A 25,925-nucleotide genomic window follows, 5' to 3' on the forward strand; every position below is an offset into this window, starting at 1 on the left:
CGGTTTCCACCAAGGGAGCTACCGCTACCCTGCCTTTGCGAGCCATACATGAATCAGATCAATCAAACGCGTCCCTCCTCGCTGGGTAACGATCTGCAACTACCCAAGCGTACTTTCCGCTGGGTTGCGGTATTACTGGTACTGTGGCTTTTAGCAGGCACTAGCTACCTCTACCGGCAAGAGCTGTCCATGCAACTCGGACTGTGGGACGACTACGACATAAGTGCGGTTAACTACTCCCGCTATGTCGATTCTCGTGACTCCCAGCAGGTTTTCCAGGACCAATTGTTCCTAGTGCGCCAGGGCCACCATAGCGGTGCTCTATTCGTCGGACCTAACAACCTTTACAGCCGTCAGTTGCTGCCCATCGACAGTAACAAGAGCTACCAGATGAGTTTCGAACTGATGGCCGTCACCGACGGTACCGACGACAAGGGCTCGGCCACCTATGCCGGTGTGGTGTTCTTCGACAAAGACAAGAACATCATCATCGACCCACAATCACATATGTTTGGCGTAGCCGCGAACGAGGTGATCACCCGTGCCACCGGGCGCCTCCATCTCAAAGGCGTATTCTCGCCCATCGGGAGCGGGCCGAGCCGTATTCCGCCCAATGCCCGCTACATGAAGATCGCTATCAACCTCAACTATGGTGATTCGAAGGCCGCAGTGGTGCTCTCGGGCGTCAATTTTGTACCTTATGTCGCTGCTGGAGACAACAAGTGACGCTGTTTTTCGGATTTTTAGCTGTCGCGCTGTTCATGGTGCTGATCGGCTTCATCTGGCCGGTCAGGGGCCGCATCGACGCTCTATCCCTTACCACGCTGACGGTGGCCAAGTCGCTGTGGCTGAGCTGGCTAGTGGTGTTCATATCCTACTGGCTGAATCTGGGCGACATGTCGTTACTGATCCTTCTTATGGTGGCAACAGTCACCGTGCGCCGCTTTCTCAAGGGAAACGACGCCAGCGTCACATTCAGTTTCTGCGACCTACTACTGATGGTCGCGCTCATGATGCTCGGTTTGCTACTGAGCCCGCTGGGAGCACTCAAGCCGATCTTCGGTGGAGAAATCGTCCTCTCCGGTTGGGACGTTAACGCCTCCTGGAACAACTGGGCGATGCAGTTGTTCGAGAACAACTATTCCCCTTACATTGCCGCCTATCCGCTCTTCCTGCCGGGACTGTGGTCGCTGGTGTACAAGGCCCAGGCTAATCCGATGGTCTGGGTCATGACCCGTCTGCTATTGTGCGTCTTCCCTATGCTGCTGGTCGTGCAGATCGGATCGCTGACCATTGCGCGCCGGCCACTGGCGGCACTATTGGTATTTCTCTCGGTATGGGGCATATACCTGCTCAACCCATTTCTGCTGGCAGGTATCACCGACCCGATCGTGATGATGCTTTCCCTGATCGCCAGCGTGGCATTGTACCTGGCAACATGCTGCGACCACCGAGACGAACGGATCGACCATTACACACTATGCGCTGCACTGTTTGCCGGTATCTCTGCGATCACCAAGCAGCCGGGCATCCTCGGCGCGGTCGCAGTTACGCTGGGCCTGATCCTGATCGGTCTGCGCACGTCGAAAGGGCTTGGCTGGTACCTCGCTCGCCTAGTGGTGATATTTGGGCCGCCCACAACGTTCATGATAATCTTCTCCTCCGCACCATCAATGCCAACTGCGCTGGGCAACCTTAGCTTCCTCATGAGCCTTACCTCGCGGGCGTCCGACGGGGCGGGCATCTACGAGCATGGCTGGAGCTTGGTCGTGAGCATGTTCGGGCGCTTCCCGCTGCTACTCATGCTGACCCTAGCCACATTCAACCTTTTCACCCCAAAGCGCCTAGTCAGCCAGATCGGGCTGATCTACCTAATGTGCTCGGGGGTGGCTTTCGTCGCATACTCAAACTGCTGCGCCTATGACGAACGTAACGGCTGGTTCCTGATGGCCCTACTTGGTATGTCAGCGATCTGCGGCGCCTCGATCCTCGAAGGCCCGCTGATGCGTGAACTGGCGCCGTTTCGGACTCTCTTAGGTTCGGCGCAGAGCGCCCTGCAGCGTGAGCACACCTATGGCAGCGCGACGATGCAGCTCATAGGCCTGGTCCTCGCCGTTGCAATCGCCGGCCTGCTGCAAATTGTAATTGGCGAATCTCGCTACCTTGAAGCGGCAAAGCAGGCCCGTCGTGAAATTGTATGGCCCACCGTCAACCACCTGGCCTACACCGATATCGACAACCTTGGCGACGGCTTAATCATTACCAATTATCAGTTCGTCGCCTTGCTGCCGGACCTGGAAAAGCGCCATCGCATCTGCCCGGATATCACTTGCGTCATCGCCACCATCAAACAGAACCCGGGCAGCCGTGTCCTGATGGGACCAGATTCCTTCAACTACCCGGCACTGCGCGGGTCGCTGGCGAACACGGACTATCTGGCCAACGAGGATAAATATGGGTTCGTGATTACCCGGAGTTTGAGGATCGAGGATCTCCCGGCGGGGGTATTGGCCGAATCAAATCCTTAATGCGAGCTTCCTAGGTAGAAATGAAAGACCTGCGAGTTGCTTGTCTTTCACCTACCCAACGTGAGATTAAAAGACAGCAATACCAGCAGCGCGGGCAATTTTAGTTGAGTGAGGCCAACGCGCCACCGCTCAAGACGGCGGAACGCGTCAGACGAAATCGACATACCGTCAGCTCGCGCATAACTCACTTTGCGGGGGTTCTAGGTAGTTCCTATCGGAACAGCCCTCCCAATTCTGCTGGCTCCCAATTCAGGATTACCAACTCTACGCGGACCTCGGCCTTCCCCTGGCGCTGATTAACCGTGCTGTATCGAATATCCACTATCTCGAAGTGAAAGCCTTCAAACACACGTTGGATATCGGGATGGTCATTGATGCTTACCATTACCTTTCCCTCACAGCGACGCATGAAGTGAGCCATAAGCTCGTAGTTCTCGAAGGGAAAGTCCACGCCATAGCCTGTCGTCTGCCAGTAAGGCGGATCCATGTAGTGAAAGGTGTGAGCACGGCCGTAACGCTCGCCGCAGTCCAACCAGGGCAAGTTTTCAACGTAGGTGCCGGACAACCGCTGCCAAGCTGCAGAGAGGTTCTCCTCGATCCGCAGCAGGTTGATAGCCGGACCGGTGGTCGCGGTACCAAACGTCTGCCCCGTCACCTTGCCGGCAAAGGCATGGTGCTGCAGGTAGAAGAATCGAGCGGCGCGCTGGATGTCGGTGAGGGTTTCAGGGCGGGTCATCTTCTGCCACTCGAACACCTGGCGCGAACTAAGCGCCCATTTGAACTGGCGCACGAATTCTTCCAGGTGGCTCTGCACAACGCGGTACAGAGTGAATTGGACGCAGCTTCCCTGAATGCGCCGCTTTCGATAAGCGTTGAGCGGCCACTCTCCTCGCAATTTCCAAGTAAGATGCAATCTGGTGGACCAATGCTATGCTTTCCTATTTTCGTTGGAGCAGTGCACATGTCAGAGGAGTACTCATTACCGGATTTGCTTGAAAGAATGTACGAGAATCAGCTTGCGTTGGAAGCGGCTGTGATGGAGTTGACCCTCCAAAACGAGAAGCAAGGCTTGAGTGAGATGGGTGATAATGTACGTGGCGCTCTGTTCGTAATCGATGAAAACGCAGGTCACATTAGCAAGGCCTGGCGAAGCTACGAGCCAAATATATCTAACAATCACACCCCGATTGTGTAGGGGTATGTGGGGGATTTTGAGGGAAAGGCCCTTGGTTGCGGGCTGTGAAGTCCGTTCACAGAGGGTTGCTTAAATGCATAATTGGCATTGGATGGCATAGATTTGCGTATGGTTTGCCCAATTTTTGCCCCATACATGGTCTCAGAGTTCATCCCCCCCTCCACTCGATTATGGATTGGACCGCTCTAACGCTAACGCCCGTTTTCTCTTGATCTTGAAGACGAAAACATCTGCCGATTTAGCAATTTTCAAGCAACTGCAACGCGGGGCGGCAGCACCGTAAGCCGCAATTCCCATGCGTGCCTTACCGAGGCTCCCACGACGTAGTATCCTTAAATTTAAATATCAACTACCTCAATCACTGACAATGCACAAAACCCAGTCATTTTCACCAAACAAAATTGGTCGAGATTTTATAGTCGGTGACATCCACGGGCACTTCAAGCTATTAGAGCTTCTTTTAAAAAAATCAAGCTTTGATGGAAGCGTAGATCGAATTTTCTCTGTGGGTGACCTCATTGACAGAGGACCCGACTCCATTGACGTCATGGTCTGGCTACAGAAGCCCTGGTTCCACGCCGTGAGAGGCAACCATGAACAGATGGTTATCGACTGTGTTTCTGGTAATGGAGACATTGCCAGGCATTCACGCAACGGAGGGGCATGGTTCTACAAGCTATCACCCATATTTCAACAGACCCTGTCTGACGCCTTACAAAATCTTCCTCTAATAATAGAGGTTGAGTTAACGGATGGACGAAAAATTGGGATTGTGCACGCAGAGACCCCGCTGACACATAACAATGACACCTGGCAGAGTGCAAAAGACGCTATTACGGGTCAATTTGGCGAACCCCATCAACGTTTAGCGTTAGAAAAAGCACTGTACGCCAGAAGAAAAATCGAAAGTCTCGATGAAGTCTTAATTCAAGGTATCGATCAAGTTTATGTCGGCCATTCAACTGTACCTTCCGTTATGTATTTGGGAAACACGATCTACATAGACACAGGCTGCTCCTTTGACGACGGAGCGTTAACCCTCATTGAGCTAACGACTCAGACCCACACAAACATTTCCATGCAAGCGATGCAATAATAAAACCGCACACCAGGCCAGCAGTTCGCCGTGCCGAGACCAAATTATTACCGCCAGACAGGCATAGAAATAATGCCACTTCGCTTACACGAAACTCTATCGCGCTAGCGTCTTTGCTCTTATGTTTGCGATGAAGTTCAGAGCCTTTGCCGAGACACGCTTATGATAGTCCTCAGTAACTGACGCAACAACAAAAGCAATTATATTCGCTAGAACGAACGCTAAAAATAAACCAAACGCTCCCGCCCCCCCCATCTTATGCAACCAATACAGCACAGTATAATGCGTTAAAAACAACGTAAAACTATAACCCGCCAACTTATTAAAACACCACGAAATCCTTGAACCAAAAGACACTTCATTACCATTGAAATGAACAGCCATAAACAGCAGGCCAGATGAGAAAAGCAAACCGGCAAAAATATTATAAGCATCACACGTCAACAAATAAATAATCATTGCAAACGACAGAGACGCCCAAGCAATATATCGGGAATACGCATATTTTCCAATACGTTCAAAAACCATAGATGCAACAGCCCCCGCCATCCAAATCACCTCTAGATGACCAGCCTCTCCTTTCGCATTGACCTTAAAAGTATAATAGCCACCCACCCCAATGCATATCGCCGAAAAAATCCAATTTTTTCGAAAAAACACAACTCCACCGAATAGGATATATATCCACCACTCAAACATCAAACTCCAGATCGGCCTCATTGTTCCGAATGGCATCGACGGGGTAAGAAGTAGATTTTTGAAAAACGTGCTGAATGTTAAGTTAACCCCCAATTCGAAATCTGAAACTTGAAAAGAGAAGAAAAAATCCACCAAAAAAACAAAAATCAAACATGGAATAAGAGTGGTATACACTCTCGACAACCTATCAACATAATAGCGCACATAGTCGCCACCTTTATACCTTATGTTCGTCATTGCACTCCGACATATTAGAAACCCAGAAACAAAAAAGAACCCGACAACTGCAACCGACTGAATATAAGGTGCCTTGGATGGAAAAAAACCACCCCAATAGCCGAAAAAGAAGCCAAAACCATGACCTACGACTACTACTTGAGCCAATAAAAATCTCAAGCAGTCGAAGTAAGTAATACATCTAGAACTTAACGGATTCACAACCACCATCCTTCGAATGCAAACAAGAGGTGCAGTCTATCAGCAGTTTTATTTTGAGCAACAAAAAAAAGCACTCAACACTGCAAAGCAATCTTGAAGAGCCACGAGCACAGCCTTTAATGCCACCAGAGCCAGAAGACTTATAAATTTAGTCATAACGCATTGACACCGAAACACAACCCAATCTAGATGAGCCGCATCGCCTATACTTCAAACTCCCCAGCTTTTATCAGATAAACCTCCCGAGGCACACACATAAGCTTTACGCCTTTTACTAGACCTCTATCAGCCCTTAATCGTTTATTGCTTTCATCCTTCTTATTAACCTGAAACCTTGATAAATTTTGCACTCGTAAGAAACAACCACTTTTGAAGATTGATAAACTTGGCAGCGAACACTCACTGAACGGACCCTCACCTTAGCCATCGAAATCGTTAGACCAATTCAGATACTAGTTCAAGATTAAAACAGTCTGCCAAGAGCAGAAGGTACCCAGTTCATTATGACAAGTTCACCGGTCACCTCTGTTTTACCTTGGCGCTGGTTGGAGTTGCTGTAACGGATCTTCAGGCACTCGAAATGAAACCCTTCGAAAGCACGCCGAATGTCAGGATGGTCGTTGATGCTAACCATCACCTTCCCTTTACAGCGCCGCATAAAGTCGGCCATGCGTTCGTAGTTCTCAAATGGGAAATCCACGCCATAGCCCGCCGTCTGCCAGTAAGGCGGATCCATGTAGTGAAAGGTGTGGGCACGGTCGTAACGCTCGGCGCAGTCCAACCAGGGCAAGTTTTCAACGTAGGTACCGGACAACCGCTGCCACGCTGCAGAGAGGTTCTCCTCGATCCGTAGCAGGTTGATAGCAGGACCAGTGGTCGCGGTACCAAACGTCTGCCCAGTCACCTTGCCGGCAAAGGCATGGTGCTGCAGGTAGAAGAACCGAGCAGCGCGTTGGATGTCGGTGAGGGTTTCAGGGCGGGTCATCTTCTGCCACTCGAACACCTGGCGCGAACTAAGCGCCCACTTGAACTGGCGCACAAATTCTTCCAGGTGGTTCTGCACCACGCGGTACAGCGTCACCAGGTCGCCGTTGATGTCGTTGAGGACTTCAACTGTCGCGGCCTGGGGACGCATGAAGTAGAGCGCGGCGCCGCCGGCAAAGACTTCGACGTAGCATTCATGCGGCGGAAAGAGCGAAATCAGGCGATCAGCCAAGCGGCGCTTGCCGCCCATCCATGGAACGATTGGGTTTGTCATTTTTGCAATCCTTTGCAAGGTAGGTGTTCATTGGGTGTCACGTTAATTTTTGCGGCCGTAAATGTAGGTCAGCGGGCAATAGCTCTCACATAAGCCTGGCATGCCCGCAGCGCGATCAGTCCTTGATCGCCGTCACCGGTGATGGCGAGAATTCGTTGAGCATGCGCTGGGTCAAGTTGGGCTCGCGCGGCTCCATGAACCACGCCAACGGCACCGGGGGCGGCAGGCACGTTGCAACCACCGGCTGAATCGGCCGCGTCGAGAAGGACTGACAGCCGGACATCAGAAGTGGCAAGGCGATCGCGTAGAACAGCCTGGTTGCGTTGGGCATCGGATAATTCCCTGGTGTGTTGTTGGTCCTGGCCGGCGAGCTGCTGCTCCAGGGCCAGGCGCTTGTCGGTCTCGTCGCGCGCCTGTTTGGCTGCTGCAGCACTGACCAGGCCGAGGTCCGTCTGGAATTGGCCGGCCTGATCCGCAAGCTTTCCGTCGTAGCGCCAGTCTTGCACCCGCCAGGTACCGGCGGCGCTGACGGCCATCGCCAGCAGGATCGCGGCCAGGATCTGCCCGGGCGTCACGACATCACTCCGCCCGCCAGCCGGTACTGCTTCAGCAGATCCTCCAGGCGGTGTTCGCGCTGCCCATATCCCGCGCCGGGCAGGCTGGCCCAGATGCTCCGGCACTTCGCGATAGCCGTTTCGATCCGCCCGGCCACCACATCGGGCAAAGCCCGGCACTCGCGGACGTGCTGCAGCGCCAGAAGGTCTTGGCTGATCGGGCTGAAGTCCGGCAGCTTGAGCAGCGCCTTGTAGTGCGGCCAGTCCTTCAGCATCTGCTGGTATCGACCGGAAGCATTGGACGTCAGCCCCTTGCTGTTGATGACATTCGACGCGCGCCCCTTGGCGAACGGGTGATCTGTGAAGTCCTTGAAGACCTCGGGCTTACGATCGGCCCCGGTGACGATCACGTCGTAACCTTCCATGGCAGTGGCCGGAGATGTGCTGGTGCCCTCGCCCCAGGCGAGCATGTCCAGGAATGCCAACGCGTTACGGCCGCCGGCGAGCGATTCGGAAAGTCGTGCCATTACATTTCTCCAGGCAAAAAAATACCGGCTCGAGGGCCGGCGTTCGGGAGGATCTGCAGCAACTGCTGCTGGGTGATGGGCATACAAGCTCCTAACGTGAGTAGCCCGCACTTGGCGGGGGTTGTGGTGCGCGACCGCTAAGCCAAGCTGACGACTTTGACTGGCTTGGCGGCGTTCTTCGTTTTCTTGCCCTTCGCTTTGGCCTTACCCTTTTTGCCGCCGTTGCACTCGACGGTGGTGGACCAGCCCGCTTGGGTGAATGTCTGCTCCACCGAATCCACCAAGTACTCGCCATCAAGCCCCACCTTGAAGCCCTGGGCATTGATAGAGCGCTCCGCGAATAGGTCCGTGCGCCCGGGCATTTCCAGACGCACGCCAGCCGTAGATCGGTTGAACGCAGCCAAGCGCGCCTTGGCCGCGGATTCGGCAGCGGTCTTGTTCGGGTGGATATGGCGGTCGGTGTGTACTGCCGGTAGGCCGTCCGGCACGTCGTCATTCTCCAGGGAGACCACCGACAACTTGCCCGTCTTCTTGTCCTGATGCTTGGCCGCCACGGTCTTGTGCGCGTTGCGATCACCTAAGCGAAACTGCCAGCGGCTTACGTCGCTGCGCGTGAGGGTGATCGCGCCAATCACCTTGCCACTTGCACTAAGGCCCGCTTGGCGCTGCATCACCATCAACTTGCCGTCGCCCACCTTGGCGGTGCAGTCGTATTGCTTGGCCAGGCGCGTGACAAAGCTGAAGTCCGATTCGTGGAGCTGATCAGCCCGGGCGACCTTCGTGGCGATGGTGCAGGCCGACGTCCAGCCATTGCGTGCTGCGATGTCGGAAACGATTTTCGACAGCGGCACGTCTTCCCAGCTACCGCTGCGGATCGATTTACCGGTGCCGCGCATATCGCTGGCCTTGCCCCGAATAGCGATGGTGTCCGGCGGACCGGATACCTCGATCTCGTCGACCACATAGCGCCCCAAGCGCACCAGGGACGTTTCGGCATAGCCCAGGTAGACCTCGATCCCGGCGCCGCGCTTAGGCAGCGTCACCAGGCCATCACGGTCATCAATGCGCAACTCAAACTCGTCCGACTCCATGCCGGGCTTGTCTGTGGTGCGCAACAGCAAAAGCCGATCGTTAATCAGCGACGTGATATCGGAACCGTTCGCGACGATTCTAAATTGGGGAGTCATAGGGCATTGGCCAATAAAAAACCCGCACTGGGCGGGTTTTAGGGAAAAGGGGCGTTCCGCATAACGGAACAAGGGCGCAGCCGATAGAACTGAATCAATCCCACAGGGCCACCTGTTCATCCACAGGGCCTGGCAGATCCGGCAAGACAATCACCACGCCAGCACGGTAAGGCTGATCCTCATCCGCTAAGCCCTGATTGGCCGCCAACACCGCCTCGATACTGCCCACCAGATGGCCATAGAAGTTATGGCAAATGGTATCGAGCAGATCCCCGTCAGATGTTCTGCATGTCGTCGCCATAGCGCACAAACTCCAAGGTAAAGGCCTGCTTGCGAGGGATACCACCCTGCATCAGCGCGCTTTGGTCTTCGTCAACGTTCGTGAGGCACCAGGTGCCCAGCACAACGCCATAGCCCGTGGTCAGGGTTACCGGCTTGAGCTGGGAGCCTATCGAACGCAGCGTGTTTAGCTGTCCCAGGCCGCCCCGATAGCCCGGGAAAATATCGCCCTTGAGTGTGATTTTCTCGTCACCCATGCCAACGGCCTGCTGGGCCGACCGGCGCGTCAGGCGCTCTTGTGAGGCCCAGCGGTATGCCGTCGAGCGGCGCAATGAGTCAAAGGCCGCCGTATCAAGGTTGAAATAATACGGCTGCGCCTTCGGGTCCAGCGGCTGAATGATCAGCAGATGGGGGAAAGGCTTCACGGCCTCTTTCGCCGGCGTTGCATCCGTGGCGAATGCACCGGTGGGAATGATGTTGGCCAGTGACGGGTCAATCATTCCGGCGATCTTGTTGATAGCGGTTGCCGCCCTCCCTGCCTGCTCTTTTAGCGTGCCCATGCGCTCATCAATCTGCGACAAGGCGCGGGAAGCACGATTGTAGGTTGCGATAACCTTCCCAACTTTGGCCTGGGCCGTAGAAATTCCGCGCATGACTCGCTGTAGCTTCGCCCCCACCGCAGGACCAATAAACGGCAGATCCTCCAATTCATTGGCCGCGCCGGTGATTTCGCTGATCGCACCGTTTACCGGTCCCATCATGCCATCGATACTGCGCCGGCCCGCTTCACCGGCCGAGGCCAGATACTTCAGGCCGGACTGTAGCTGTGCCAGTGATTCCATATTTCCCCCTTAGACATGCGGCGCGTCGTAGAGCTTGCGGTTTTCGAGCTGCTGGGCGATTTCCCGTTGCTGCTGCTCCATCAGCGGCCGCAACTGGGCAATGATCTCGTTTGGATCCTTCACATCGCCTTGCACCGTCAGCGTGATAGGCGCGTGAATATCCACCTTGGTCTCGAACTTCGCCGGCTGCACCTTCGCAACCACGGCCGCCGCAAGTGGCCCGGCCGTCGCTTCTGCGTTGGCCTGAGGCATCATCATGGACCGCGCGACATCACCCGGATTAACAGCGCCAGGTGCTGCTGACAAAGCACCTTGACCTGGGTTGGTCAGCATTAGCGGCCCGGTGCGCGAAGGCGCAAACGACTTGGCGATATCCCCCAGCACTGGGGGAATGTCCTTGCCGGCATCCCGCATCATCAACGGCCCCGCCACCGGCATGGCCTTCGTACTTTCGTCAGAGCCAAACATCGACTTGCCGATGGTACCGCCCAGGGCGTCACCGCCCATGCTGCCCAGCCAGCCCCCAATCAAGCCGCCCAGGACGGTGCCGATTACCGGTACCGCCGAACCGATGAACGCACCGGCCGCCGCACCGGCGAGCGTGCCAGCAAGTCCGCCAGCCGCAGCGCCATATCCTTCGGCTTTTTCGTCCTGGGTTTCAGCGTTGTCGTAAGTGTCTTTGACCTTAAAACCGGCTTCTATCACGGCCAATACTGCCGGCCCCTTCATGCCTGCCCCAATGCGACGCCCGGGGCTTCGGCCACCACGGCCGCCGCCCTTGCCCTTACCTTTTCCATCCTTGCCGCCAGCGTCATCGACGCCGCCTAAATCCATGCCACCAGATCCGCCAACGGGCATGTTGGTGACAATGACTTTTTGCGGGATGTTTGGATTGCCCATCAGCGAGCCGCGCCCAATGTTGAGCAGCCCCTTGGCGATCTTGAATCCACTCATAGCGGTCTGAAAAGCGATCACCGCCGCGACAGCGGCGCCGATCCCCGTCACAACCCGGGGCGACTCGTCCGACAGCTTGGCCAGCCCCTGGGTGACATAGGCCAACCCATCCGCCACTTTGTCAGTGACCGGTCGGAACGCGTCACCAATGGCGCGCATGGCTTCATCCATGCCCTGGGCCATTTCCGACCATTTCTGCGCTGACGCCTGCCGGCGCTCCTCAAGGTTCTTATCAAGGATCCCGGTGGCACTGGCCGAGTCTTTCTTGAGCTGGGCATACAGCTCTTTGTTCTGCAGGTAGGCCGTCAAAGCGCCCTTAACCTGCATGTCCGCGAACAGATCCCCGGTCCGCAAAGCCTGCTCCAGGGACGCAATCATGGCTTTGGCTTTCTCCGGATCAGTCTCCTTACTGATCTTCGCCGTAGCAGCCGCCATGGCGGCGGCCTTCTTCGGATCCGTTGCCGCAATGTACTTCTGTGCCAGCTCAAAGCTGGATTCAAGGGTGGATTTACCATTCTGCAGGCCGGTATTCATCGACCCTTGGTAGTCAATCCCGGCGTCCTTGTAGGCTTTGACCGTATCGCCAGAACCGATTTTCTCCATCCAGTTCTTGAGGTTGTTGGCTGCTTCATCAGCGCCGCCGGCGGTCTTCATTTGCACCTGAAGCATTGAGCCCAGTTGCGTCACAGCATCCATGCCGGTAATGCCGATATTGCCCATTTTTGCCAATAGGTCAGGAAACCACCGAGCCATGTCAGCCGCTTCAAAACTGCCCGCTTGGCCCTGATAAGCGATAGCCTCCAGCGCCTGCTGCATCACAGCTGGGTCGGAGATCTTGGCGTTCTGTCCCAGGGCGTTGATCATTCGGGCCGTTTCTCCGCCGTCCGAACCCTGGCCAATTGCAAACTTGGCCGCCACAGGCGCGTATGACAGAGCCTTATCCAGCTCCATGCCAGCACCCACCAGGGCGTTGACCACCTCGGCCACCTGATTGCGAACCATGCCAGTATCACGCGACGTGCCGATGATCGTTTTCGACATCTGCGCTTCTTCGGGCTTGTTGGCAATGTTCGCCTTGATCGCAATGTCACGAATGATCGCGCCGTAATCCGCGCTCACTTTCGTAGGAATGGCCATCGCTGCCGTGGCGGCCGCCGCCTGACCAATGCTACTTTTCATCTGCTGCTTGCCAGCATCGAGCTGCATATGGCCCTTGGCCTTAAACTCGGCCTTAGTCGCCGTCTGCCCCATGGCCGCATAAGCCTTGGTCAGGTTGCGCACTTCCACGCCCTGCTTGCGCAGGCCATCCAGATTGTTCTCCAGCTTGCGCCGGAGAGCTTCGGCGCCCTTGTCGCCGGCCATGTGCGCTTTGCGCCATTCATCGCGCAGACGCATGGTCTCGCCGATGGTCTTTTCCAGCACCCGCGCCCGGGAACCTTGTTCCTCCAGCTTCTTGATTTTGTTGCTGACGTCCTTGAACGCCGCCCCTACCGTCGAGCTGACAGCCCCGCCAATGACCAGGCCGAGAGCAAGTTTGTTTGCCATGTGCGCGCCCTATACGTCGGGAAGATCAACAGCGGCTCAATCCGTGAGCCACCACACCATCACGTTAAAGGGCATGGCCAGGATCTCGGCAGACGAAAATCCCGTCTCTTTTGCCAAGCGCTTGGCCAGCACCTTAAGCGTGCCCTCGTTACACGTCGTCTTCTTCAACCAGGCGAAAATAGCCCGCCTGAAGGCGCATGTAATCCTTGTATTTGAGGCTGGTGAGCTCTGCCTCGGTAGCCGTGAGCAGACTGCAAAACAGGTTCAACTCCACCTTTTCATGGTCACCATTGCCGGCGATTTTGGCGGCCATAACGTCTTTTACGCTGGGTGCGCGCATCATCAGTTTGTCGGTCAAAACGCCATTGAGGTTGGCCTTGTGCTTGAGCGTTACGGTAACGCCGTCGTCGCTCAGGACCAGCCAGGACGGGAGCGGTGCAGTTAGAGAGTCGGTCATATCATCAATCCTTAAAGGCCCAGGGCCGAACGCTCAGCGGCCAACTGATCAACACCGTTAATCACCTGCACCATGTTGGCAAAATCGATTTCGTACATCACACGCCCATCGATTTCGAGCTTGTAATAGGTGACGGCCATGCCGTGCTTGATTTCGGACTTGTCGCCTGGCTTCCAATCGCCCATGTCCACTTCTTTGAGCGACCCGCGCAGCGTCACAGTTACCGCTTTGACAGTGCCTTTCTGGCCCTTGAACGAGCCACGGAAAACGGCATTGCAAGCCGTCTGGTCCGCCAGCCCGAAGAACTTCAGCGACTCTTTGCGCACGCCGTTGGTGGTCCATGCCGCCTCCAGCTTTTCCAGGCCGGTAGGCAGGTCGACAGGGCCGCTCATACCGCCGCCCCGGTATTCCTCGGATTTGGTCGCCAGCTTGGGCAGCGTCATGGACGGCACGTCACCGGAAAAGCTCACGCCATCAACGAACATGACGCAGTTGGTCAACATTTCAGGAATCATCAGACGGCCCCCTTAGGCTGCTTCAAGTACTTCGGTCAGCCACTCGTTGGTGACCTCGATCAGGAAATTCGGGTTTTCGGCCGGAGGCACGTCGGTGAAACGAATGCGCCAAAAGATTTTGCCCTGCTCGATTTGGCTGGCCGTGTTGCGCTCGGTGTCCGCGTAGACTTCGAAGTTGATCACCGCGCCGGCGTTCTTCTGATCACGCATGAAGGCCTGAAGCCCTTCAGTCACGTCCGATACATAGGTTTTCGTGATCGAGCGGTCTACCGCCCACTTGTGGCCGGCCTGGATCGCATCCATGAGGATGTCGCAGGTACGCACACGGGTAACAAACGACCACTTGGCATCAGCGGAGCAAGTACGGTTGCCCCACAGGCGGTAACCGCCATCGCGAATGATCGTGGTGATATTCGCGTTATTGAGCAGGTTGGCCCGGCACGTTTCGTCGCCGTCCAAGTACTCCACCGGCCGGGTGGTACCGGTGATGCCAACAAACTCTTTGTTCGATGGCGACGCCCAGTAGCCGTACTCGGCATCGGTCCAGGCAAACAAGCCCGCCACCCAGGCCGAGGCCGGGGCATCCACGGTCGCGCTGTCGACGGTGCTCCAGAACTGCACGCCCGGATCGACCAAGTAGATGCGCTTGCTGCCGAAGTTCAACGCGTAGGCCATAGCGGCCTCGTCGGTGGTATTCGGGCCATCAACAATGGCAATCGCGCGCAGCTTGCCGGCCAGGGCATCCATGGCGGTGGCCACCGCCTGCGTGGCCGAGTGCCCCGGGGCGATCAACAGCTTGGGCTGGGCGTTGTGTCGGCTCTTGCCGTCCAGCAGCGCCTGAAGGCCCGTGCGCTGCCCATCCGCCAGAACACCACCAATGATGGCGGACGTTTGCAGCGCGACATCAGCGAGCTTAGGGACGCCAATGGCAACGATCACAGCCTTTGCCCGCACATAGATCGCCTGGCAAGCGCGGGTAATCGCCGAGTCAGCTCCGAACGCTGCAATGGCTTCGCGCTCGGACGTGATCAGCTTCAGCTCGCCGGCCTTGGCATTACCGCCGCCAAGAATGCCCGGGGTGAAGGTGTCGCACAGGCCGATGATCGAGGACGACGGGAGCGTGATGGTGCGCGCGCCGGTGTCGATCAACGAGGTAGTGATGCCGTGAAAGAAACTCATAAGGCTCAATCTCCAGAAACGAAAAAGCCCCGCATAAGCGAGGCCGTTTTTGTTGTTACGCGTAACGCAGAAAGGAAAACGCCCCGTTGTGCGGGGCGTTATTGGGTTTGATCAAGCAGCCAGCTAGGTGGCGCCGGACGGCTATCCGCATCAGGAAAAACATCTACCGATGGCCACTCCCGTAGCGCCTGGCGGTATTTCAATAGCTCGGTGAATTGCTGAACGATCAGCGTCGTGGCTCCGCCCATGTCCTGCTCATCGCGGTGACGGGTAACCACCCACTCGTAACGAGCAAGCTCACCGGTGCGCCAAATCCGTTCACGTTCTTGCTGATCCCCGGAAGAAGGCGGGGCAGGATTAGAAGCCACCGGCTCACCTTTTTTACCGGGCCGTAAAACCTTACCTGTCGCGCTCTCCGCCAGTAACTGCGCATGATTTTCGCGACTGATTTCGACACCGCCATTGTCCGTAAGCCCGAAAGTAAAGCGCTGGTCAACTTCGACCCACTTGGCCCAAATGCTCATAGCTAGTCCTTAATAACCGATAGCAATCCAGCGAATGAACGCCGTGCCACTGAAAGATGAAATGCTGGTAATGTCCTCACGACGGGACTGAAAACCCGTCGCTGTTAACGTTCGAACCTGCGAGGTTACCGTCGACTGACTTAGCACCCCATCATGGCCGAAGGTACTGACGCACGCGGGAGTAACGTTAAAACCCAGTGGGAATGTAACGACTGTTTCAGCGTCAGCCACTTGTGCAAGGTGCACGCCCCACTGAATCATCACCCCCCCCAGCCACGTCGGGAACACGATGGCGTTATTGGCCCCGCCGCCACCCTTGATGAAAGCGAAGCCAAAACGCATCTTGGCGGGCGGCACAAATTTGTTATCCGCACTTCCGGTATCGACCTCTTCCTGGCTTGCGGCCTTACTAGCTACAAGGCTATCAACCTGCGTTTTTGTATACGCGTCGCCGATCCCGTAACCTGCCAGAGTGATCGCCCAATTGGCCTTGGGAGCGAGCAAACCGTCGACTTGCGTTCGGGTATACCCATTTGCCAGCGTCATATAGCTTGCCGGATTAAAGTTACCGCTGTGCCACAACGTGCGCGTGTTGCCCCACTGCCCGGAAGCTTTGGTCGAACGAGCAAGTATCGTAGGCTCGTCGCCGGCGTACTTGAACCCTAGCTGGGCGCTGTAATCGGCAGTGATGTAAGGGAAGCTCAAGACAGATACGTAATTACCAAAATTTGTATCCCCTCCCGCAAACGAATGAAACCCACCATCTAAGGCGATCGTTTCAATCTCACCAACTGGGGCAGTCTTCCCGCCCAAACCGACATAACCTTTTTGCAGGCCATCTGTAATGCCATGACCCGCCAATGTCGAAGGGTTGGTGCCAGCGATAACCCGACCGCATTTGTCGACCGTCACATTGGCGTAAGAGCCAGCGCTAACGCCTGTGCGGCCAACGGCCATTTCGAAGGAAAGCGCGGTAGTGCCCAGGACAATCGGCGCATCCGTCACCAGTTGCCAAACACTGTCGCCGTTTAAGGTGCCAGTTTCGACACTCACGAAAAGGCCCGGCGTCACCTCGACGCTGGTGTCTGCGTCCTGGGTTCTCTTCCACACGCCGGCAGAAGAAACCACGTACAGGCCGTTGTCCTTGGCTGCCGCCTGATTCTTCACCAGCACGCGCGCATCCGCCGGCAACAGCACGCCGTCGATGGTCTGCACACCGCTCAATGCGATGTTGGCAGTGGTGGCCACCAGCACCGAGTGCTTGAAGTCCATTTTCGCCATGGCTTCAACAATCTGAGAGTCAACGTATTCACGGGTCGCCAGGACAATCGCCGGGTCAATCTTCAGGACGACGCTCGCGGTATTCGCGACGATGAAATTCATTCGAATGATTTGGGTCTTTCCGGTCCCCTGCACAAGCAAAGGCTTGAAGCTCGGGGCACAGTTGGCCACCGCCACCATGTCGCCATCGGCGTCATACAGAGCAATTTCCCGGATCCATTTACCACCCACATCCGCCGGAATCACCTGCTCGGTAATGATGATGTTCGGGTTCGCTGGATCGGTTCGCACCTGATTGACCGAAGCCCGGCGCCACTCGTTGATCAGCCGCGTTTGGGTCCGAGTTGGAATAGGGTCTGTGTTGTTGGCATCACCTACGCCCATTTGCGAGAAGGTCCAGGGCTGGCCCAGGGCAGTTGCGTTTGCCTGTTTTGCCTCACCCACTGCTGTGAGGATGGCGAAAAACTGACTGTTCTGATCAATCATGGATACACGTCCAGGGTGTCAATTTCATCAATACACATGACCAGGCCATAGGTGCCGGTCACCTCGATGTCGCGGGGGGTTGGTGGGTAAACGTCGATCACTTCACCCTCACTTACACAGGCGCCAATGCAGATGTACCCGGTGGTTTCCAGGCTGATAGCCAGGCCGGTCATATGCCGACTGACAGGCTTGGCGTCATCTATGAGCCGGGTCAGCTCTTCGTACATTTCCTCGGTAATTCCGGTGTCCAGAACACCGACCTTCAGTGCGAACGTGCCCGGCACGCCCTCGGGCGCTGTCTGCCACCACTCCATGACCTCGATCAGGTAGCCCAGCGGCTCGACCACGCGGCGCAATGCGCCAATCGTGCCTTTGTGCTTGTGGATGTAATACGAGGCCTTGATGGCGGCCCGTTTGGTCGCCTCGCTCCACCGGTAATCCCAGCGGTCGACCGACCAGGCCCAAGCCAGATGCAGCAGCAAATGGGCCGGACAGGTATCGGCGTTGTAGAGCGTGCGCAACGGAACAATGGTTTTTTCGTAGAGCGCTGCCTCCATGGCCCGCTCTAGCTGTGTGCTATTGCTGGGCAGTAGGCTTTTCATCCGCCAACCTCACGCTGTAACCAGTGCAGTACGCGGCCTGGGCTTTAGTAGGGGCCAGGTCGACCCATCCGGGCAGCTCGACGCGCGAAACGCCAGCAACGTGCGCCTGGGCGTCCACGGCGGACCGGGCCACCTCAACGCCCAGGCGTTTACGGGGATTGATCCATTTCGAAAGGCGGCTTAGGGCTTCGGCCCGGGCCGCATCACCTTCTGGCCCGGCGCTATTCATGTGCAGGATTGCGTCAATTCGGTAATTCAGAATTTCGGCGCCCTGGACTGTTACCCGGTCACCCAGTGGCCGCACGTCATCGTCATTCAGGGCCAAAGCCACGGTGGCCAACAACTCCGACGTGGCAGTCCCATCCCCTTCGGTACTCAGCACCGTTACGGTAACGCTCGCAGGCGCCGGACTTTCCGCCGAGGCGTCCAGCACAAAGCCGGACACGTTACGCGCGTGCAGGATGTAGCTGTTACGCGGGCCCGCTGTGGTCAGCCCCTCATAGGCCAACTGGATGCGCTCACGAAACGGGTCATCATCCTCAAGAACTTCAGCCAGCGGCGGAACCGCTAGCAAATCCTCGGGCCGAATCACCAGGCGCTGAAGGTTGACGTTTGCGCCCAACTGATCGAGGTCGCCCTTGATGGCGTGAGCCAACAGCAGCGCCTTGCAGGCATCGTTAACCCGGGCGCGGTTACCGACCTTGTTGTAAGCCCCCACCTCCAGCACTTTGGTAACAGGATCGCTTTCGAGTGCGGCGTTCCAGTTGCCGCCCATGTAGTCGCGAAACGCTGACAGTCCTTCGTCGTAGACCTCTTCGAAGTCCAGCGGCTCAAGCACCTCCGGCGCCGGCAAAGCCGACAAGTCCACGATGCTCATACGCTTACCTCCAAGACAAAACTGTCGCCCAGGTACTCGCCAGCAACGAGCATGTTTATTTTCCCATCCAGCAGCGATAGAGCCGTCACGCGCTCAAGTTTCAGGCGCGGCTCATGAAGACCCAGGGCACGGGCCGCTTCGGCCTGAACCGCACTTTTCCAGCCTGCATTGATTGGCAAGTCAACGAACAGGCGTAGCTTGCTGCCGTACTCGGGCCGCTGCCGGCGACTGTCCAGAGGCGTACTCAATATGTCGGCAATGGACTGTCGCAAATGCTCGATGCCGGATATGGGCTGCCCGGTGTGGCGATCCATTCCGATCATCTGGCTTAGCCCTCCTGGGCGGCGTATTCGCTATTAGCCTTCAGGAAGGCCACAGCCTCTTTGTCGGACTCCGGCACCACCACCAGGCCCTTGGCCACCGGGTAAGTACGATCGGTGTCTGGCACAACCAGCGTGCGCGACGTGTAGACCAGATCGCGGAACGTCAGCGACGCTTGCGCGGCCGGGGCCTGTTCTTCGGGTGCGGGCTTCTCGATGGTCTTGGCCATGATTTCTCCGGGCATGAAAAAGCCCGCACGCGGCGGGCTGTAAGTGAATTGGGTTAGTGCTTGTGGTGGTTGTCGCTGTTACCGGCCGCCAGGATGTCGGCGGCGCCGGTGATGCTTTGCGTTACGTGCAATGGGCCGTCGATTTCCACCGCGCCGATCAACGCTATCTGTGGCGACTTAATAGCCGCCCAGCCGGGCGCCAGATCAAACTCGGTACCGCCCACAGTGGCATTCACCGCGTTATCCGTAACGGTCACAACGGTGCTGCCCACTTTGATAGTGACCGTACCAGTCGGCAGGGTGATGGTGTAGGTTTTGGCCGCCCAGTCGTAGACCAGCGAGCCGCCGTCGTCAAAACGCCAGACTTCGACATGATCGCGGTTATCCGGCGGGCCGCCGGCATTGCCGTACAGCCCAGGGATAAACGTGCCCATGCCCGCCTGGCCGCTGGGATTGAACAACACCCCCTGCTCGCCCAGGCTTGGCGCGCGCCAGTGCCGCGCCTTGCCGGCCGCCAGGCTGTGCCAGCGCACCCAGGCGCTCGTCCATTCGCCGTTGCTGACACGCACCGCCGGCGCCACCAGATCAACACCTACCACCACACAGGGCATCAGCATGGCGGCAATCATGCGGTCATGTTCCGCCTCGGCGTAACTCACGAAAGATCCTCGGGCGCCACAGGTTCGTCGCCCGGCTCGATGTTGAACACCAGCGAGCCAGGCGGCTCATCCGGCCAAGGCCATTCCTCAGCGCCCAGGTAAACCGTCTGATCCCACTCCACCAGCCAGACGAAGTAGCCATCCAGTTCGGGTTTGGTCCAGTCCTGGGTGGAGCGCACGAACTGCGCGCAGGCGACCTCCAAGCCCCAGTTCTGCCCTCGCAGAAGCACCGCCAGTTGTGAGGCCAGTTGCACGGCCTGACGTTGCGGATCCGCGCTGATCGAATCGACAATGATCCGCGCCTCGAACTTGCAGGTCACCGAGGTTTCACCGGTACCGATATCCGGCGCCGGTTCCATCTCGGCCATTTCCAGTAACACCACCGGCGTAGGAATGCTGGTGTCTGCCGACAGATCCGGCCAGAACGATGCGCCCCGAATGCCCGGCAATTGCTCCTGCAGGTGCTGCTCGATGGCGTCATACAGACAGTCGAGGCTGAAAGGCTGATCAGACACGGGCGGTCCCCTTGAGGTACTTCTGCAGTTCAAAGTTGAGTTCTTGCTTGAGGATCTCCAGCAAGCGTTCATCGGCACGTTTCACCCAGCTTTCGAAGTGAGGTCGCACCTGGTCCAACGAGACTTTGGCTTTCGCCAAGGGGAAGCGGTTGTCGCTTTCCGCAATGAAGCCAGAGCTGCGCCGCCCCTGCGTGCTGTCGGGGTAATCCGTGGCGTTGAAGTGCTTGCTCGACGTGCGGATCCAGATGTCAGGACTACTGCCGTACACCTGCTTGAAGAACGCGCCCTGGTAGCGCCGCCCCGCCACCGAGACACCGGCGCGGGATTGCCGAGGCCGTCCGATGCGGCTAGCCTCAATAGCGTTGACCCCAAACCACAACTTGCCGCGCATCGTCCCACCGCTGACCGGATAAGCCCGCAAGCGTTGCCGGACGGCGCCGATGGCGATCCGCTCCTGCTTGCCTACCGCCCGAGCTATGTGGGTACGCAGCCGACCCAACGTTTTATTAATCGCTCGACGCTGAGCCGCTGCCGCCGCCTTGGGCACCAGTTGGCCGAGCTCGCGCAAGACCTGGGAATGCACCGCCGACGGCAGGATGTTGATCATCCCGCTGTCGCGGTTTTGCTGCACATGGCTGCCGACGCTCATGGTCGCTTCCTCAAGATCAGGGCCACCAGGCCATCGCCGCCGGGCTCCAGTTGCAGCAGGTCGTAGTCGCCGCCGCCATCCAGGGTCGGCAGGTCGATGGTGACCCGCAGCCCCTTGCTCAGTCCGTCAGAATCCTTCACGCGGATCTCAAAGCGAGGTTCACGTAAGCCGGTGTGGACCTTGCCGAACTGCGGTTGCTTCCACGGCGCCGCGAACATGCCCAGCACGGGCTCAGCGCGGCCTTCGATCTGGGCGCTGTCGCCCAAGGTCTCGAACACCACGTCGTCGATGTCGTCGATCAGATCGCGGAAGGCCACGGTTAAAGTTCCAGCAGGATCTGCGCCAGGGGCCGCGTGCACAGGTGCAACGGGTTGGACTGGGCTTCACCGGCCACACCCTTGTTGAACGGCAGCGGCTCGATCTTGCTGTAGTACGGGATGCCCTGGGTGTTGACCGTTTCCATGTAGTCGGCCGGTGCGAAGGACGAGATGTACAGATCCGGGACGCCTTCGGGGATCAACAGGGCCTTGTCGTCGTGGACGAACGAAACACCGGCCACCTTGCCACGATAACGCTCCCAGACGATCCCGCCGAACTCGAAGCTTTCACGGGCATCGCCACGCAGGGACGCGGCTTGCATAGTGTTGAGGTAGGTCTCTTTGACCGACCGGTGAACGATCAGCTTGTTCCAGAAGTTCTTGCCGCAGAAGGCGCGGGAGCCGGTGCTGGTGATACTGCCCAGGGCTTCCTCTTGCATATCGAGAGCTTCACCGGCACGAACACGCAACTCAGTGTCCGGGTTGCCCAGGCCCATCGGCAGCTTTTTGCGATTGACGCCAAACGTCTTGTAGATATCCAGCAGCGAGGTCTTGCCGTCCGCGTCCAGGATCTGCCCGTTCAGGGCACCCATGCGCTGAAATTCGTGCGTGGCATCCAACTGGCGGCGAGCCTTCGCTAGGCGTTTGTTGACCACATCTTGCACCGACTGCAACTCGGTGCGAGTGCCGAAGGCTCGGATACCCTGGATCTCATCGGCCTTGATGGTGAAGCGTTCAGGCAGGTGCACGGTGTTGAATGGGATCAACTGACGCTTGGTCCCGCCGACCACCAGGCCCGAGGTGCCACGCTCCCCCGCCGGCACCAGGGCCAGCGTGTCGCCGTCCTTCTCGATCTGCACGGTGATCGTGCTGATGCCCTCTTCGCGAAACAGACCCAAGCTACTGATGCGGCCCGGCAGGTATTCCTGTTCATTGATTGCAGCGGTCAGCGAGGAGACGCTGAACGCATCGTCTTCAAAAATGGCGATATCGGCCATGGGGGTACTCTCCAGAAACGAAAAATCCCGCACTCGGCGGGATGGATAAACAGGGTGAGCGTCTTAGCGGACGATCAGGAAATGGGCGGCCAAAGCCTTTTCGGCAGTGGGGTCGAGGCCGGTCAAATGGGCTTCGCTGACCTCGGCCAGCCGCACAATAGCGCGACCACGACGGACAACATCAGACTGCCCCAGCGGACCGTAGAGGATCGCGATGGCGTTTTCAGTGCCGTCTTCAGCAGTTGGCTGATACGGCCCGAACTCACCGGTGGCAGTGATCAAGCCCAGGATCTGGCCCGGTTCCAGCGCCGGCCCGGCGGCGACATTGATCGCTTCGCGGGAAATGGTGCCAGCGCCTTCGGACAACAGGAATTCGCCCGCGTGCATCGATTCGATTTTCATGCTCTTGCTCCTTTCGAGGTTCCGTTCTGTGCTGCATGGCGAGCCGCCCAGACTGCGTGGGTGTCGACCTGTTTGGCCTTGATCGTTGGAGCTGGATCATTGTCCAGCAGCAGGCTGTTGTTGATTTCAAACCCACCGCCGCTGCCCACCAGCTTGTCGAACAGGCGCGCCCTGACGGCCGCCTCGTCCAAGCCCGCACTGACAAACTCGCCGGTCAGCTCTGGCAAGCGTGCAGCGACACATAGGCCGTGCAAGGCTTTGGCTTTGATCAGCGCCGCCTGGACTATCGCTTCGCTTTCCAGCTTCGTAGTGGCAAGTATCGGGTCCACCAGGTTGCTGATACCTGCCGCCGCACAGCCCTGAGTGACCAGCAGCGCCAGTTTGGCCGTGTCCAGCACGGGGGCCGGATCGGGTTCCGGCGGTTCAACTTCCGGTTCTTCGTCCAGTTGGGCGAGCAGCTCGGGCGGGGCATTCTGGAAGCGCTGCAACACGTTGCCCTGGCCGAGACAGGCGCTGACCTTGAGGCCGTCGCCGACTTCATCGGCCAGGCCCAGCGCCACTGCCTCATTGGCCGTGAGCCAGGTTTCGGCGTTGACCATGCGCCGCAGCTCGGCTTCGTCGATGTCCGGAGCCTTGGCTTTGTAGGCCGCGATGATCGCTTCCAGGGTCTGGTCCAGCACGTCAGCGACGCGGCGGAAGTCTTCAGCATCACCACCGGTAAAGGTGTAGGGGTTGTGAATCATCAACATGGCGTTGGCCGCGATCACGACCCGGTGAGCGCCGCACACCGCGACACTGGCCGCGCTGGCCGCCAGCGCGTCAATACGACCGGTGCAGCGCTCGCCCAATCGCGACAGCGCGTTGTGAATCGCCAGGCCGTCGAACAGATCACCGCCGATGCTATTGAAAGCGACAATCACGGGGGATGCGCCGTCATCCATGGCGCGCAGATCCTGCACGAACTGATTGGCGGTGACGCCCCAGGCACCGATCTCGCCGTAAACGAAGATCTCTATGCTGCGCTGCTCGGCTTCGCCGCTGGCTTGGAGGGTGTACCAGCTTTTATCGGCGACCGTCACCTGCTTGCCCGCCTTGTCATAAACGCGGGGCTTTGTCTTTTTGCTCATGGTTGTTCCTTGTCATCGATCAGCTCGATGGCTTCAAGAGTCGTGTAGTTGAGGCCAAGATTGGTGGCCCTAACGAGGTCGGCGGCGTTTTCCGTGTCGACCGTTTCCGCGTCGTAACCGGTACGCAGCACCATCTCGCTACGAGAGGCGAAGCCCGCTTGCACTTCCATCCGACGCGCCTGTACGTCCTGCACCGGCTGGATGTAGGCCCAGCCTTGCGGTACCCAACGCGTGCGCAAGTATTCGCGGCGACGTTGCGCGTAGTCCTCCAGCACCAGGGCACCGGACAACACCGCCATGTCCATCCAGGCAGCCCGTACCGGGCGACATAGCTGATGCACATACACGCCGAATTGCAGTTGCTCCAGGCGCCGCCGAAACTCGTTGAGCACCACCCGCAGCGCCCGGTCGTTGACCTCGCGCATGTCGCCGGTGAGGATCTCGTAGGGCGTGCCCGAACCCGCCGCCGCAGCCATCAGTTGCTGCCGCATGAAGTCCGGGTAGTTGTTGCCGGCGTCCGGTGGCTTGGAGAACTCCACCTCTTCACCTGGCCCCAGCTCCTGCATGGTGCCGGGCTCCAGGGCGACCATCGGCGTAAAGCCGTCGCGGTCGGTGGTCAGGAGTTGTCCCGTGACAGGGTCGCGTGGTTGCTGCCCCATGTCCGGCGATGGCCGTTTGATGAAACCGGCGAACAGGTTCGCCACTTCCTGGCGGAATAACACCGCGTCGTCGTAGTTGTCCAGGCTGCGCAGACGCTTCAGCACCGGGGCCAAACGCGGCACACCACGCAGTTGCCCTGGCTCCATCGGTTCAAAGATGTGCAACACCTGAATCGCCGGCACACGCACCAGTTGGTTGTAACCGGCGTTCAACGACGAAGAGTCGCGCGGATGTGAGAGATACATCCAATACGCCACACGCTTGCCGGCAGGGTTGAACTCGATCCCGGCGCGGATCACGTTGCCGTTTTTGGCGGTCTCGAACTTGTCGTGTGGGACAAACTCAGGGGCCAGCGCCTGCAGCTGCAGCGGCACCGCCAAGCCTTCGCTCGGACTGCGCGGCCTGAGCCGCACAAAGCACTCACCGGCCGTTTCCACGGTGCGCGCCACCAGGGCCTGCATGCCGTAGAAGTCGGTCAGCTCGTCGGCGTCCGCCTCATCCACCCAGTCATCCCACAGCTGTTGCTTGAGTTTGCGCAGGGCCGCGTCATCCGTGGTCGGCCTGGGCGTGATGCCGGTACCGATCAGGTTACTGACGCGCTTGTCGATGACGTTGAACGCATACGGATCATTGCGCACCGCCGCCCGCGAACGCGCCCGTAGATTGCGCAGTGCCGGGGTGTTGATGCTGTTGATGCCGTTGTCGGTAGCTTCCCAACTGGCCGAACGCCGGCCCTCCCCGGCGCCTTCGTAACTGGCCTTGATGTTCGACGGCAGCAAGAATCCACTACGGGTCAGCGTCGGATAATGTCGGGCCATTAGAGTCCCTTGCCTCCGTGAGTGAGCCGAACCACGCGAGAGCGCGGCCCGGCGGCGTTGGTCAGCGACGTGCGGATCTCGTCGCGCGCCTTGAGCAGTTCGTCGATGGAGCGGTACTCCACCGTGCGGTCGCTGTAGCGCACGGTCTTTTCACCGCGCGCAATGGCGCGCTCGATGGCTTCGAGGTGCTTCGGGGTAAACGACATA

At 58.0% G+C, this 25,925-nt stretch carries 29 protein-coding genes and 3 pseudogenes; 4 read left to right on the forward strand and 28 right to left on the reverse strand.

Going from position 1 to position 25,925, the window contains the following annotated elements:
- Positions 1-48: 48 nt before the first annotated feature.
- Complete coding sequence (locus ACS5Q8_RS17355; RefSeq protein ID WP_465159242.1) at positions 49-726, forward strand: hypothetical protein; 678 nt, start codon at positions 49-51, stop codon at positions 724-726.
- On the forward strand, positions 723-2,528 hold the full coding sequence (locus tag ACS5Q8_RS17360; protein WP_465159243.1) for a hypothetical protein: 1,806 nt from the start codon (positions 723-725) through the stop codon (positions 2,526-2,528). The genes ACS5Q8_RS17355 and ACS5Q8_RS17360 overlap by 4 nt, the downstream gene beginning before the upstream one ends.
- A gap of 211 nt (positions 2,529-2,739) precedes the next feature.
- Here ACS5Q8_RS17360 and ACS5Q8_RS17365 read toward each other — a convergent pair.
- Positions 2,740-3,357 (reverse strand): annotated as a pseudogene (locus tag ACS5Q8_RS17365) (DNA adenine methylase); the annotation flags it as partial.
- A 132-nt stretch (positions 3,358-3,489) separates the two neighbouring features.
- Between ACS5Q8_RS17365 and ACS5Q8_RS17370 the strand changes: the two are divergent.
- Positions 3,490-3,701 (forward strand): annotated as a pseudogene (locus ACS5Q8_RS17370) (hypothetical protein).
- 389 nt (positions 3,702-4,090) lie between these two features.
- Positions 4,091-4,819, forward strand: a complete 729-nt coding sequence (locus ACS5Q8_RS17375) for a metallophosphoesterase (protein WP_465159244.1) — start codon at positions 4,091-4,093, stop codon at positions 4,817-4,819.
- Positions 4,820-4,915: 96 nt separating this feature from the next.
- Here ACS5Q8_RS17375 and ACS5Q8_RS17380 read toward each other — a convergent pair whose 3' ends face one another.
- From ACS5Q8_RS17380 to ACS5Q8_RS17510, 27 genes and pseudogenes are all read right to left on the reverse strand, one after another.
- Positions 4,916-5,965: an acyltransferase family protein gene (locus tag ACS5Q8_RS17380; protein WP_465159245.1), complete on the reverse strand. Its 1,050-nt coding sequence runs from the start codon at positions 5,963-5,965 to the stop codon at positions 4,916-4,918.
- Between the two features lie 454 nt (positions 5,966-6,419).
- Complete coding sequence (locus tag ACS5Q8_RS17385; protein WP_465159246.1) at positions 6,420-7,214, reverse strand: DNA adenine methylase; 795 nt, start codon at positions 7,212-7,214, stop codon at positions 6,420-6,422.
- A 68-nt stretch (positions 7,215-7,282) separates the two neighbouring features.
- Positions 7,283-7,789: a lysis system i-spanin subunit Rz gene (locus ACS5Q8_RS17390; protein WP_465159247.1), complete on the reverse strand. Its 507-nt coding sequence runs from the start codon at positions 7,787-7,789 to the stop codon at positions 7,283-7,285.
- A complete protein-coding gene (locus ACS5Q8_RS17395; RefSeq protein WP_465159248.1) occupies positions 7,786-8,295 on the reverse strand; it encodes a glycoside hydrolase family 24 protein in 510 nt (169 codons plus the stop codon). Before ACS5Q8_RS17395 ends, ACS5Q8_RS17390 begins: the two co-directional genes overlap by 4 nt.
- 11 nt (positions 8,296-8,306) lie before the next feature.
- Positions 8,307-8,378, reverse strand: a pseudogene (locus tag ACS5Q8_RS17400) (glycoside hydrolase family 19 protein); the annotation flags it as partial.
- A 54-nt stretch (positions 8,379-8,432) separates the two neighbouring features.
- Positions 8,433-9,482: a phage late control D family protein gene (locus ACS5Q8_RS17405; protein ID WP_465159249.1), complete on the reverse strand. Its 1,050-nt coding sequence runs from the start codon at positions 9,480-9,482 to the stop codon at positions 8,433-8,435.
- A 94-nt stretch (positions 9,483-9,576) separates the two neighbouring features.
- The gene (locus tag ACS5Q8_RS17410; RefSeq protein ID WP_465159250.1) at positions 9,577-9,783 is read right to left on the reverse strand and encodes a tail protein X; all 207 of its coding nucleotides are present in this window, start codon (positions 9,781-9,783) and stop codon (positions 9,577-9,579) included.
- A complete protein-coding gene (locus ACS5Q8_RS17415) occupies positions 9,758-10,603 on the reverse strand; it encodes a phage tail protein (RefSeq protein WP_465159251.1) in 846 nt (281 codons plus the stop codon). The genes ACS5Q8_RS17410 and ACS5Q8_RS17415 overlap by 26 nt, the downstream gene beginning before the upstream one ends.
- Positions 10,604-10,612: 9 nt before the next feature.
- Positions 10,613-13,102, reverse strand: coding sequence for a phage tail tape measure protein (locus tag ACS5Q8_RS17420; RefSeq protein ID WP_465159252.1), 2,490 nt, complete (start codon positions 13,100-13,102; stop codon positions 10,613-10,615).
- Between the two features lie 148 nt (positions 13,103-13,250).
- Entirely contained in the window at positions 13,251-13,559 is a 309-nt protein-coding gene (locus ACS5Q8_RS17425; RefSeq protein ID WP_465159253.1) for a phage tail assembly protein, read from the reverse strand.
- Between the two features lie 11 nt (positions 13,560-13,570).
- A complete protein-coding gene (locus ACS5Q8_RS17430) occupies positions 13,571-14,074 on the reverse strand; it encodes a phage major tail tube protein (protein ID WP_465159254.1) in 504 nt (167 codons plus the stop codon).
- Positions 14,075-14,086: 12 nt separating this feature from the next.
- Positions 14,087-15,253 carry a phage tail sheath subtilisin-like domain-containing protein gene (locus ACS5Q8_RS17435; protein ID WP_465159255.1) on the reverse strand — a complete coding sequence of 389 codons (1,167 nt, stop codon included), beginning with the start codon at positions 15,251-15,253 and terminating at the stop codon, positions 14,087-14,089.
- Between the two features lie 98 nt (positions 15,254-15,351).
- Complete coding sequence (locus ACS5Q8_RS17440; protein ID WP_465159256.1) at positions 15,352-15,777, reverse strand: tail fiber assembly protein; 426 nt, start codon at positions 15,775-15,777, stop codon at positions 15,352-15,354.
- A gap of 9 nt (positions 15,778-15,786) precedes the next feature.
- Positions 15,787-17,544 (reverse strand): phage tail protein, encoded by a 1,758-nt coding sequence (locus ACS5Q8_RS17445; RefSeq protein WP_465159257.1) that lies wholly within the window; start codon positions 17,542-17,544, stop codon positions 15,787-15,789.
- The gene (locus tag ACS5Q8_RS17450; protein WP_465159258.1) at positions 17,541-18,146 is read right to left on the reverse strand and encodes a phage tail protein I; all 606 of its coding nucleotides are present in this window, start codon (positions 18,144-18,146) and stop codon (positions 17,541-17,543) included. Before ACS5Q8_RS17450 ends, ACS5Q8_RS17445 begins: the two co-directional genes overlap by 4 nt.
- Entirely contained in the window at positions 18,121-19,023 is a 903-nt protein-coding gene (locus ACS5Q8_RS17455; protein ID WP_465159259.1) for a baseplate assembly protein, read from the reverse strand. Before ACS5Q8_RS17455 ends, ACS5Q8_RS17450 begins: the two co-directional genes overlap by 26 nt.
- On the reverse strand, positions 19,020-19,346 hold the full coding sequence (locus tag ACS5Q8_RS17460; protein WP_017848168.1) for a GPW/gp25 family protein: 327 nt from the start codon (positions 19,344-19,346) through the stop codon (positions 19,020-19,022). The genes ACS5Q8_RS17455 and ACS5Q8_RS17460 overlap by 4 nt, the downstream gene beginning before the upstream one ends.
- A gap of 5 nt (positions 19,347-19,351) precedes the next feature.
- Positions 19,352-19,588: a hypothetical protein gene (locus ACS5Q8_RS17465; protein ID WP_256822135.1), complete on the reverse strand. Its 237-nt coding sequence runs from the start codon at positions 19,586-19,588 to the stop codon at positions 19,352-19,354.
- Between the two features lie 38 nt (positions 19,589-19,626).
- Complete coding sequence (locus ACS5Q8_RS17470) at positions 19,627-20,232, reverse strand: phage baseplate assembly protein V (RefSeq protein ID WP_465159260.1); 606 nt, start codon at positions 20,230-20,232, stop codon at positions 19,627-19,629.
- Positions 20,229-20,747, reverse strand: a complete 519-nt coding sequence (locus tag ACS5Q8_RS17475) for a hypothetical protein (protein ID WP_465159261.1) — start codon at positions 20,745-20,747, stop codon at positions 20,229-20,231. The genes ACS5Q8_RS17470 and ACS5Q8_RS17475 overlap by 4 nt, the downstream gene beginning before the upstream one ends.
- Positions 20,740-21,396, reverse strand: a complete 657-nt coding sequence (locus tag ACS5Q8_RS17480; protein WP_465159262.1) for a phage tail protein — start codon at positions 21,394-21,396, stop codon at positions 20,740-20,742. The genes ACS5Q8_RS17475 and ACS5Q8_RS17480 overlap by 8 nt, the downstream gene beginning before the upstream one ends.
- Complete coding sequence (locus ACS5Q8_RS17485) at positions 21,393-21,713, reverse strand: head-tail joining protein (protein ID WP_236238584.1); 321 nt, start codon at positions 21,711-21,713, stop codon at positions 21,393-21,395. Before ACS5Q8_RS17485 ends, ACS5Q8_RS17480 begins: the two co-directional genes overlap by 4 nt.
- A 2-nt stretch (positions 21,714-21,715) precedes the next feature.
- Positions 21,716-22,711, reverse strand: a complete 996-nt coding sequence (locus ACS5Q8_RS17490; protein WP_074059106.1) for a major capsid protein — start codon at positions 22,709-22,711, stop codon at positions 21,716-21,718.
- A gap of 63 nt (positions 22,712-22,774) precedes the next feature.
- Positions 22,775-23,113, reverse strand: coding sequence for a head decoration protein (locus ACS5Q8_RS17495; protein WP_465159263.1), 339 nt, complete (start codon positions 23,111-23,113; stop codon positions 22,775-22,777).
- Positions 23,110-24,240: a head maturation protease, ClpP-related gene (locus tag ACS5Q8_RS17500; RefSeq protein ID WP_465159264.1), complete on the reverse strand. Its 1,131-nt coding sequence runs from the start codon at positions 24,238-24,240 to the stop codon at positions 23,110-23,112. The genes ACS5Q8_RS17495 and ACS5Q8_RS17500 overlap by 4 nt, the downstream gene beginning before the upstream one ends.
- Complete coding sequence (locus ACS5Q8_RS17505) at positions 24,237-25,718, reverse strand: phage portal protein (protein ID WP_465159265.1); 1,482 nt, start codon at positions 25,716-25,718, stop codon at positions 24,237-24,239. The genes ACS5Q8_RS17500 and ACS5Q8_RS17505 overlap by 4 nt, the downstream gene beginning before the upstream one ends.
- On the reverse strand, positions 25,718-25,924 hold the full coding sequence (locus ACS5Q8_RS17510) for a phage head-tail joining protein (RefSeq protein ID WP_048729082.1): 207 nt from the start codon (positions 25,922-25,924) through the stop codon (positions 25,718-25,720). The genes ACS5Q8_RS17505 and ACS5Q8_RS17510 overlap by 1 nt, the downstream gene beginning before the upstream one ends.
- Between the last annotated feature and the right edge of the window lies 1 nt (position 25,925).

Source organism: Pseudomonas sp. PAMC25584 (assembly GCF_058135675.1).

What these genes read in the sequence shown, in the direction of transcription:
- ACS5Q8_RS17355 (WP_465159242.1), top strand. Translation starts at nt 49, where the DNA reads ATGAATCAGATCAATCAAACGCGTCCCTCCTCGCTGGGTAACGATCTG.
- ACS5Q8_RS17375 (WP_465159244.1), top strand. Translation starts at nt 4,091, where the DNA reads ATGCACAAAACCCAGTCATTTTCACCAAACAAAATTGGTCGAGATTTT.
- ACS5Q8_RS17380 (WP_465159245.1), bottom strand. Translation starts at nt 5,965, where the DNA reads ATGGTGGTTGTGAATCCGTTAAGTTCTAGATGTATTACTTACTTCGAC.
- ACS5Q8_RS17385 (WP_465159246.1), bottom strand. Translation starts at nt 7,214, where the DNA reads ATGACAAACCCAATCGTTCCATGGATGGGCGGCAAGCGCCGCTTGGCT.
- ACS5Q8_RS17395 (WP_465159248.1), bottom strand. Translation starts at nt 8,295, where the DNA reads ATGGCACGACTTTCCGAATCGCTCGCCGGCGGCCGTAACGCGTTGGCA.
- ACS5Q8_RS17405 (WP_465159249.1), bottom strand. Translation starts at nt 9,482, where the DNA reads ATGACTCCCCAATTTAGAATCGTCGCGAACGGTTCCGATATCACGTCG.
- ACS5Q8_RS17410 (WP_465159250.1), bottom strand. Translation starts at nt 9,783, where the DNA reads ATGGCGACGACATGCAGAACATCTGACGGGGATCTGCTCGATACCATT.
- ACS5Q8_RS17415 (WP_465159251.1), bottom strand. Translation starts at nt 10,603, where the DNA reads ATGGAATCACTGGCACAGCTACAGTCCGGCCTGAAGTATCTGGCCTCG.
- ACS5Q8_RS17420 (WP_465159252.1), bottom strand. Translation starts at nt 13,102, where the DNA reads ATGGCAAACAAACTTGCTCTCGGCCTGGTCATTGGCGGGGCTGTCAGC.
- ACS5Q8_RS17425 (WP_465159253.1), bottom strand. Translation starts at nt 13,559, where the DNA reads ATGACCGACTCTCTAACTGCACCGCTCCCGTCCTGGCTGGTCCTGAGC.
- ACS5Q8_RS17430 (WP_465159254.1), bottom strand. Translation starts at nt 14,074, where the DNA reads ATGATTCCTGAAATGTTGACCAACTGCGTCATGTTCGTTGATGGCGTG.
- ACS5Q8_RS17435 (WP_465159255.1), bottom strand. Translation starts at nt 15,253, where the DNA reads ATGAGTTTCTTTCACGGCATCACTACCTCGTTGATCGACACCGGCGCG.
- ACS5Q8_RS17440 (WP_465159256.1), bottom strand. Translation starts at nt 15,777, where the DNA reads ATGAGCATTTGGGCCAAGTGGGTCGAAGTTGACCAGCGCTTTACTTTC.
- ACS5Q8_RS17445 (WP_465159257.1), bottom strand. Translation starts at nt 17,544, where the DNA reads ATGATTGATCAGAACAGTCAGTTTTTCGCCATCCTCACAGCAGTGGGT.
- ACS5Q8_RS17450 (WP_465159258.1), bottom strand. Translation starts at nt 18,146, where the DNA reads ATGAAAAGCCTACTGCCCAGCAATAGCACACAGCTAGAGCGGGCCATG.
- ACS5Q8_RS17455 (WP_465159259.1), bottom strand. Translation starts at nt 19,023, where the DNA reads ATGAGCATCGTGGACTTGTCGGCTTTGCCGGCGCCGGAGGTGCTTGAG.
- ACS5Q8_RS17460 (WP_017848168.1), bottom strand. Translation starts at nt 19,346, where the DNA reads ATGATCGGAATGGATCGCCACACCGGGCAGCCCATATCCGGCATCGAG.
- ACS5Q8_RS17465 (WP_256822135.1), bottom strand. Translation starts at nt 19,588, where the DNA reads ATGCCCGGAGAAATCATGGCCAAGACCATCGAGAAGCCCGCACCCGAA.
- ACS5Q8_RS17480 (WP_465159262.1), bottom strand. Translation starts at nt 21,396, where the DNA reads ATGAGCGTCGGCAGCCATGTGCAGCAAAACCGCGACAGCGGGATGATC.
- ACS5Q8_RS17490 (WP_074059106.1), bottom strand. Translation starts at nt 22,711, where the DNA reads ATGGCCGATATCGCCATTTTTGAAGACGATGCGTTCAGCGTCTCCTCG.
- ACS5Q8_RS17495 (WP_465159263.1), bottom strand. Translation starts at nt 23,113, where the DNA reads ATGAAAATCGAATCGATGCACGCGGGCGAATTCCTGTTGTCCGAAGGC.
- ACS5Q8_RS17500 (WP_465159264.1), bottom strand. Translation starts at nt 24,240, where the DNA reads ATGAGCAAAAAGACAAAGCCCCGCGTTTATGACAAGGCGGGCAAGCAG.
- ACS5Q8_RS17505 (WP_465159265.1), bottom strand. Translation starts at nt 25,718, where the DNA reads ATGGCCCGACATTATCCGACGCTGACCCGTAGTGGATTCTTGCTGCCG.
- ACS5Q8_RS17510 (WP_048729082.1), bottom strand. Translation starts at nt 25,924, where the DNA reads ATGTCGTTTACCCCGAAGCACCTCGAAGCCATCGAGCGCGCCATTGCG.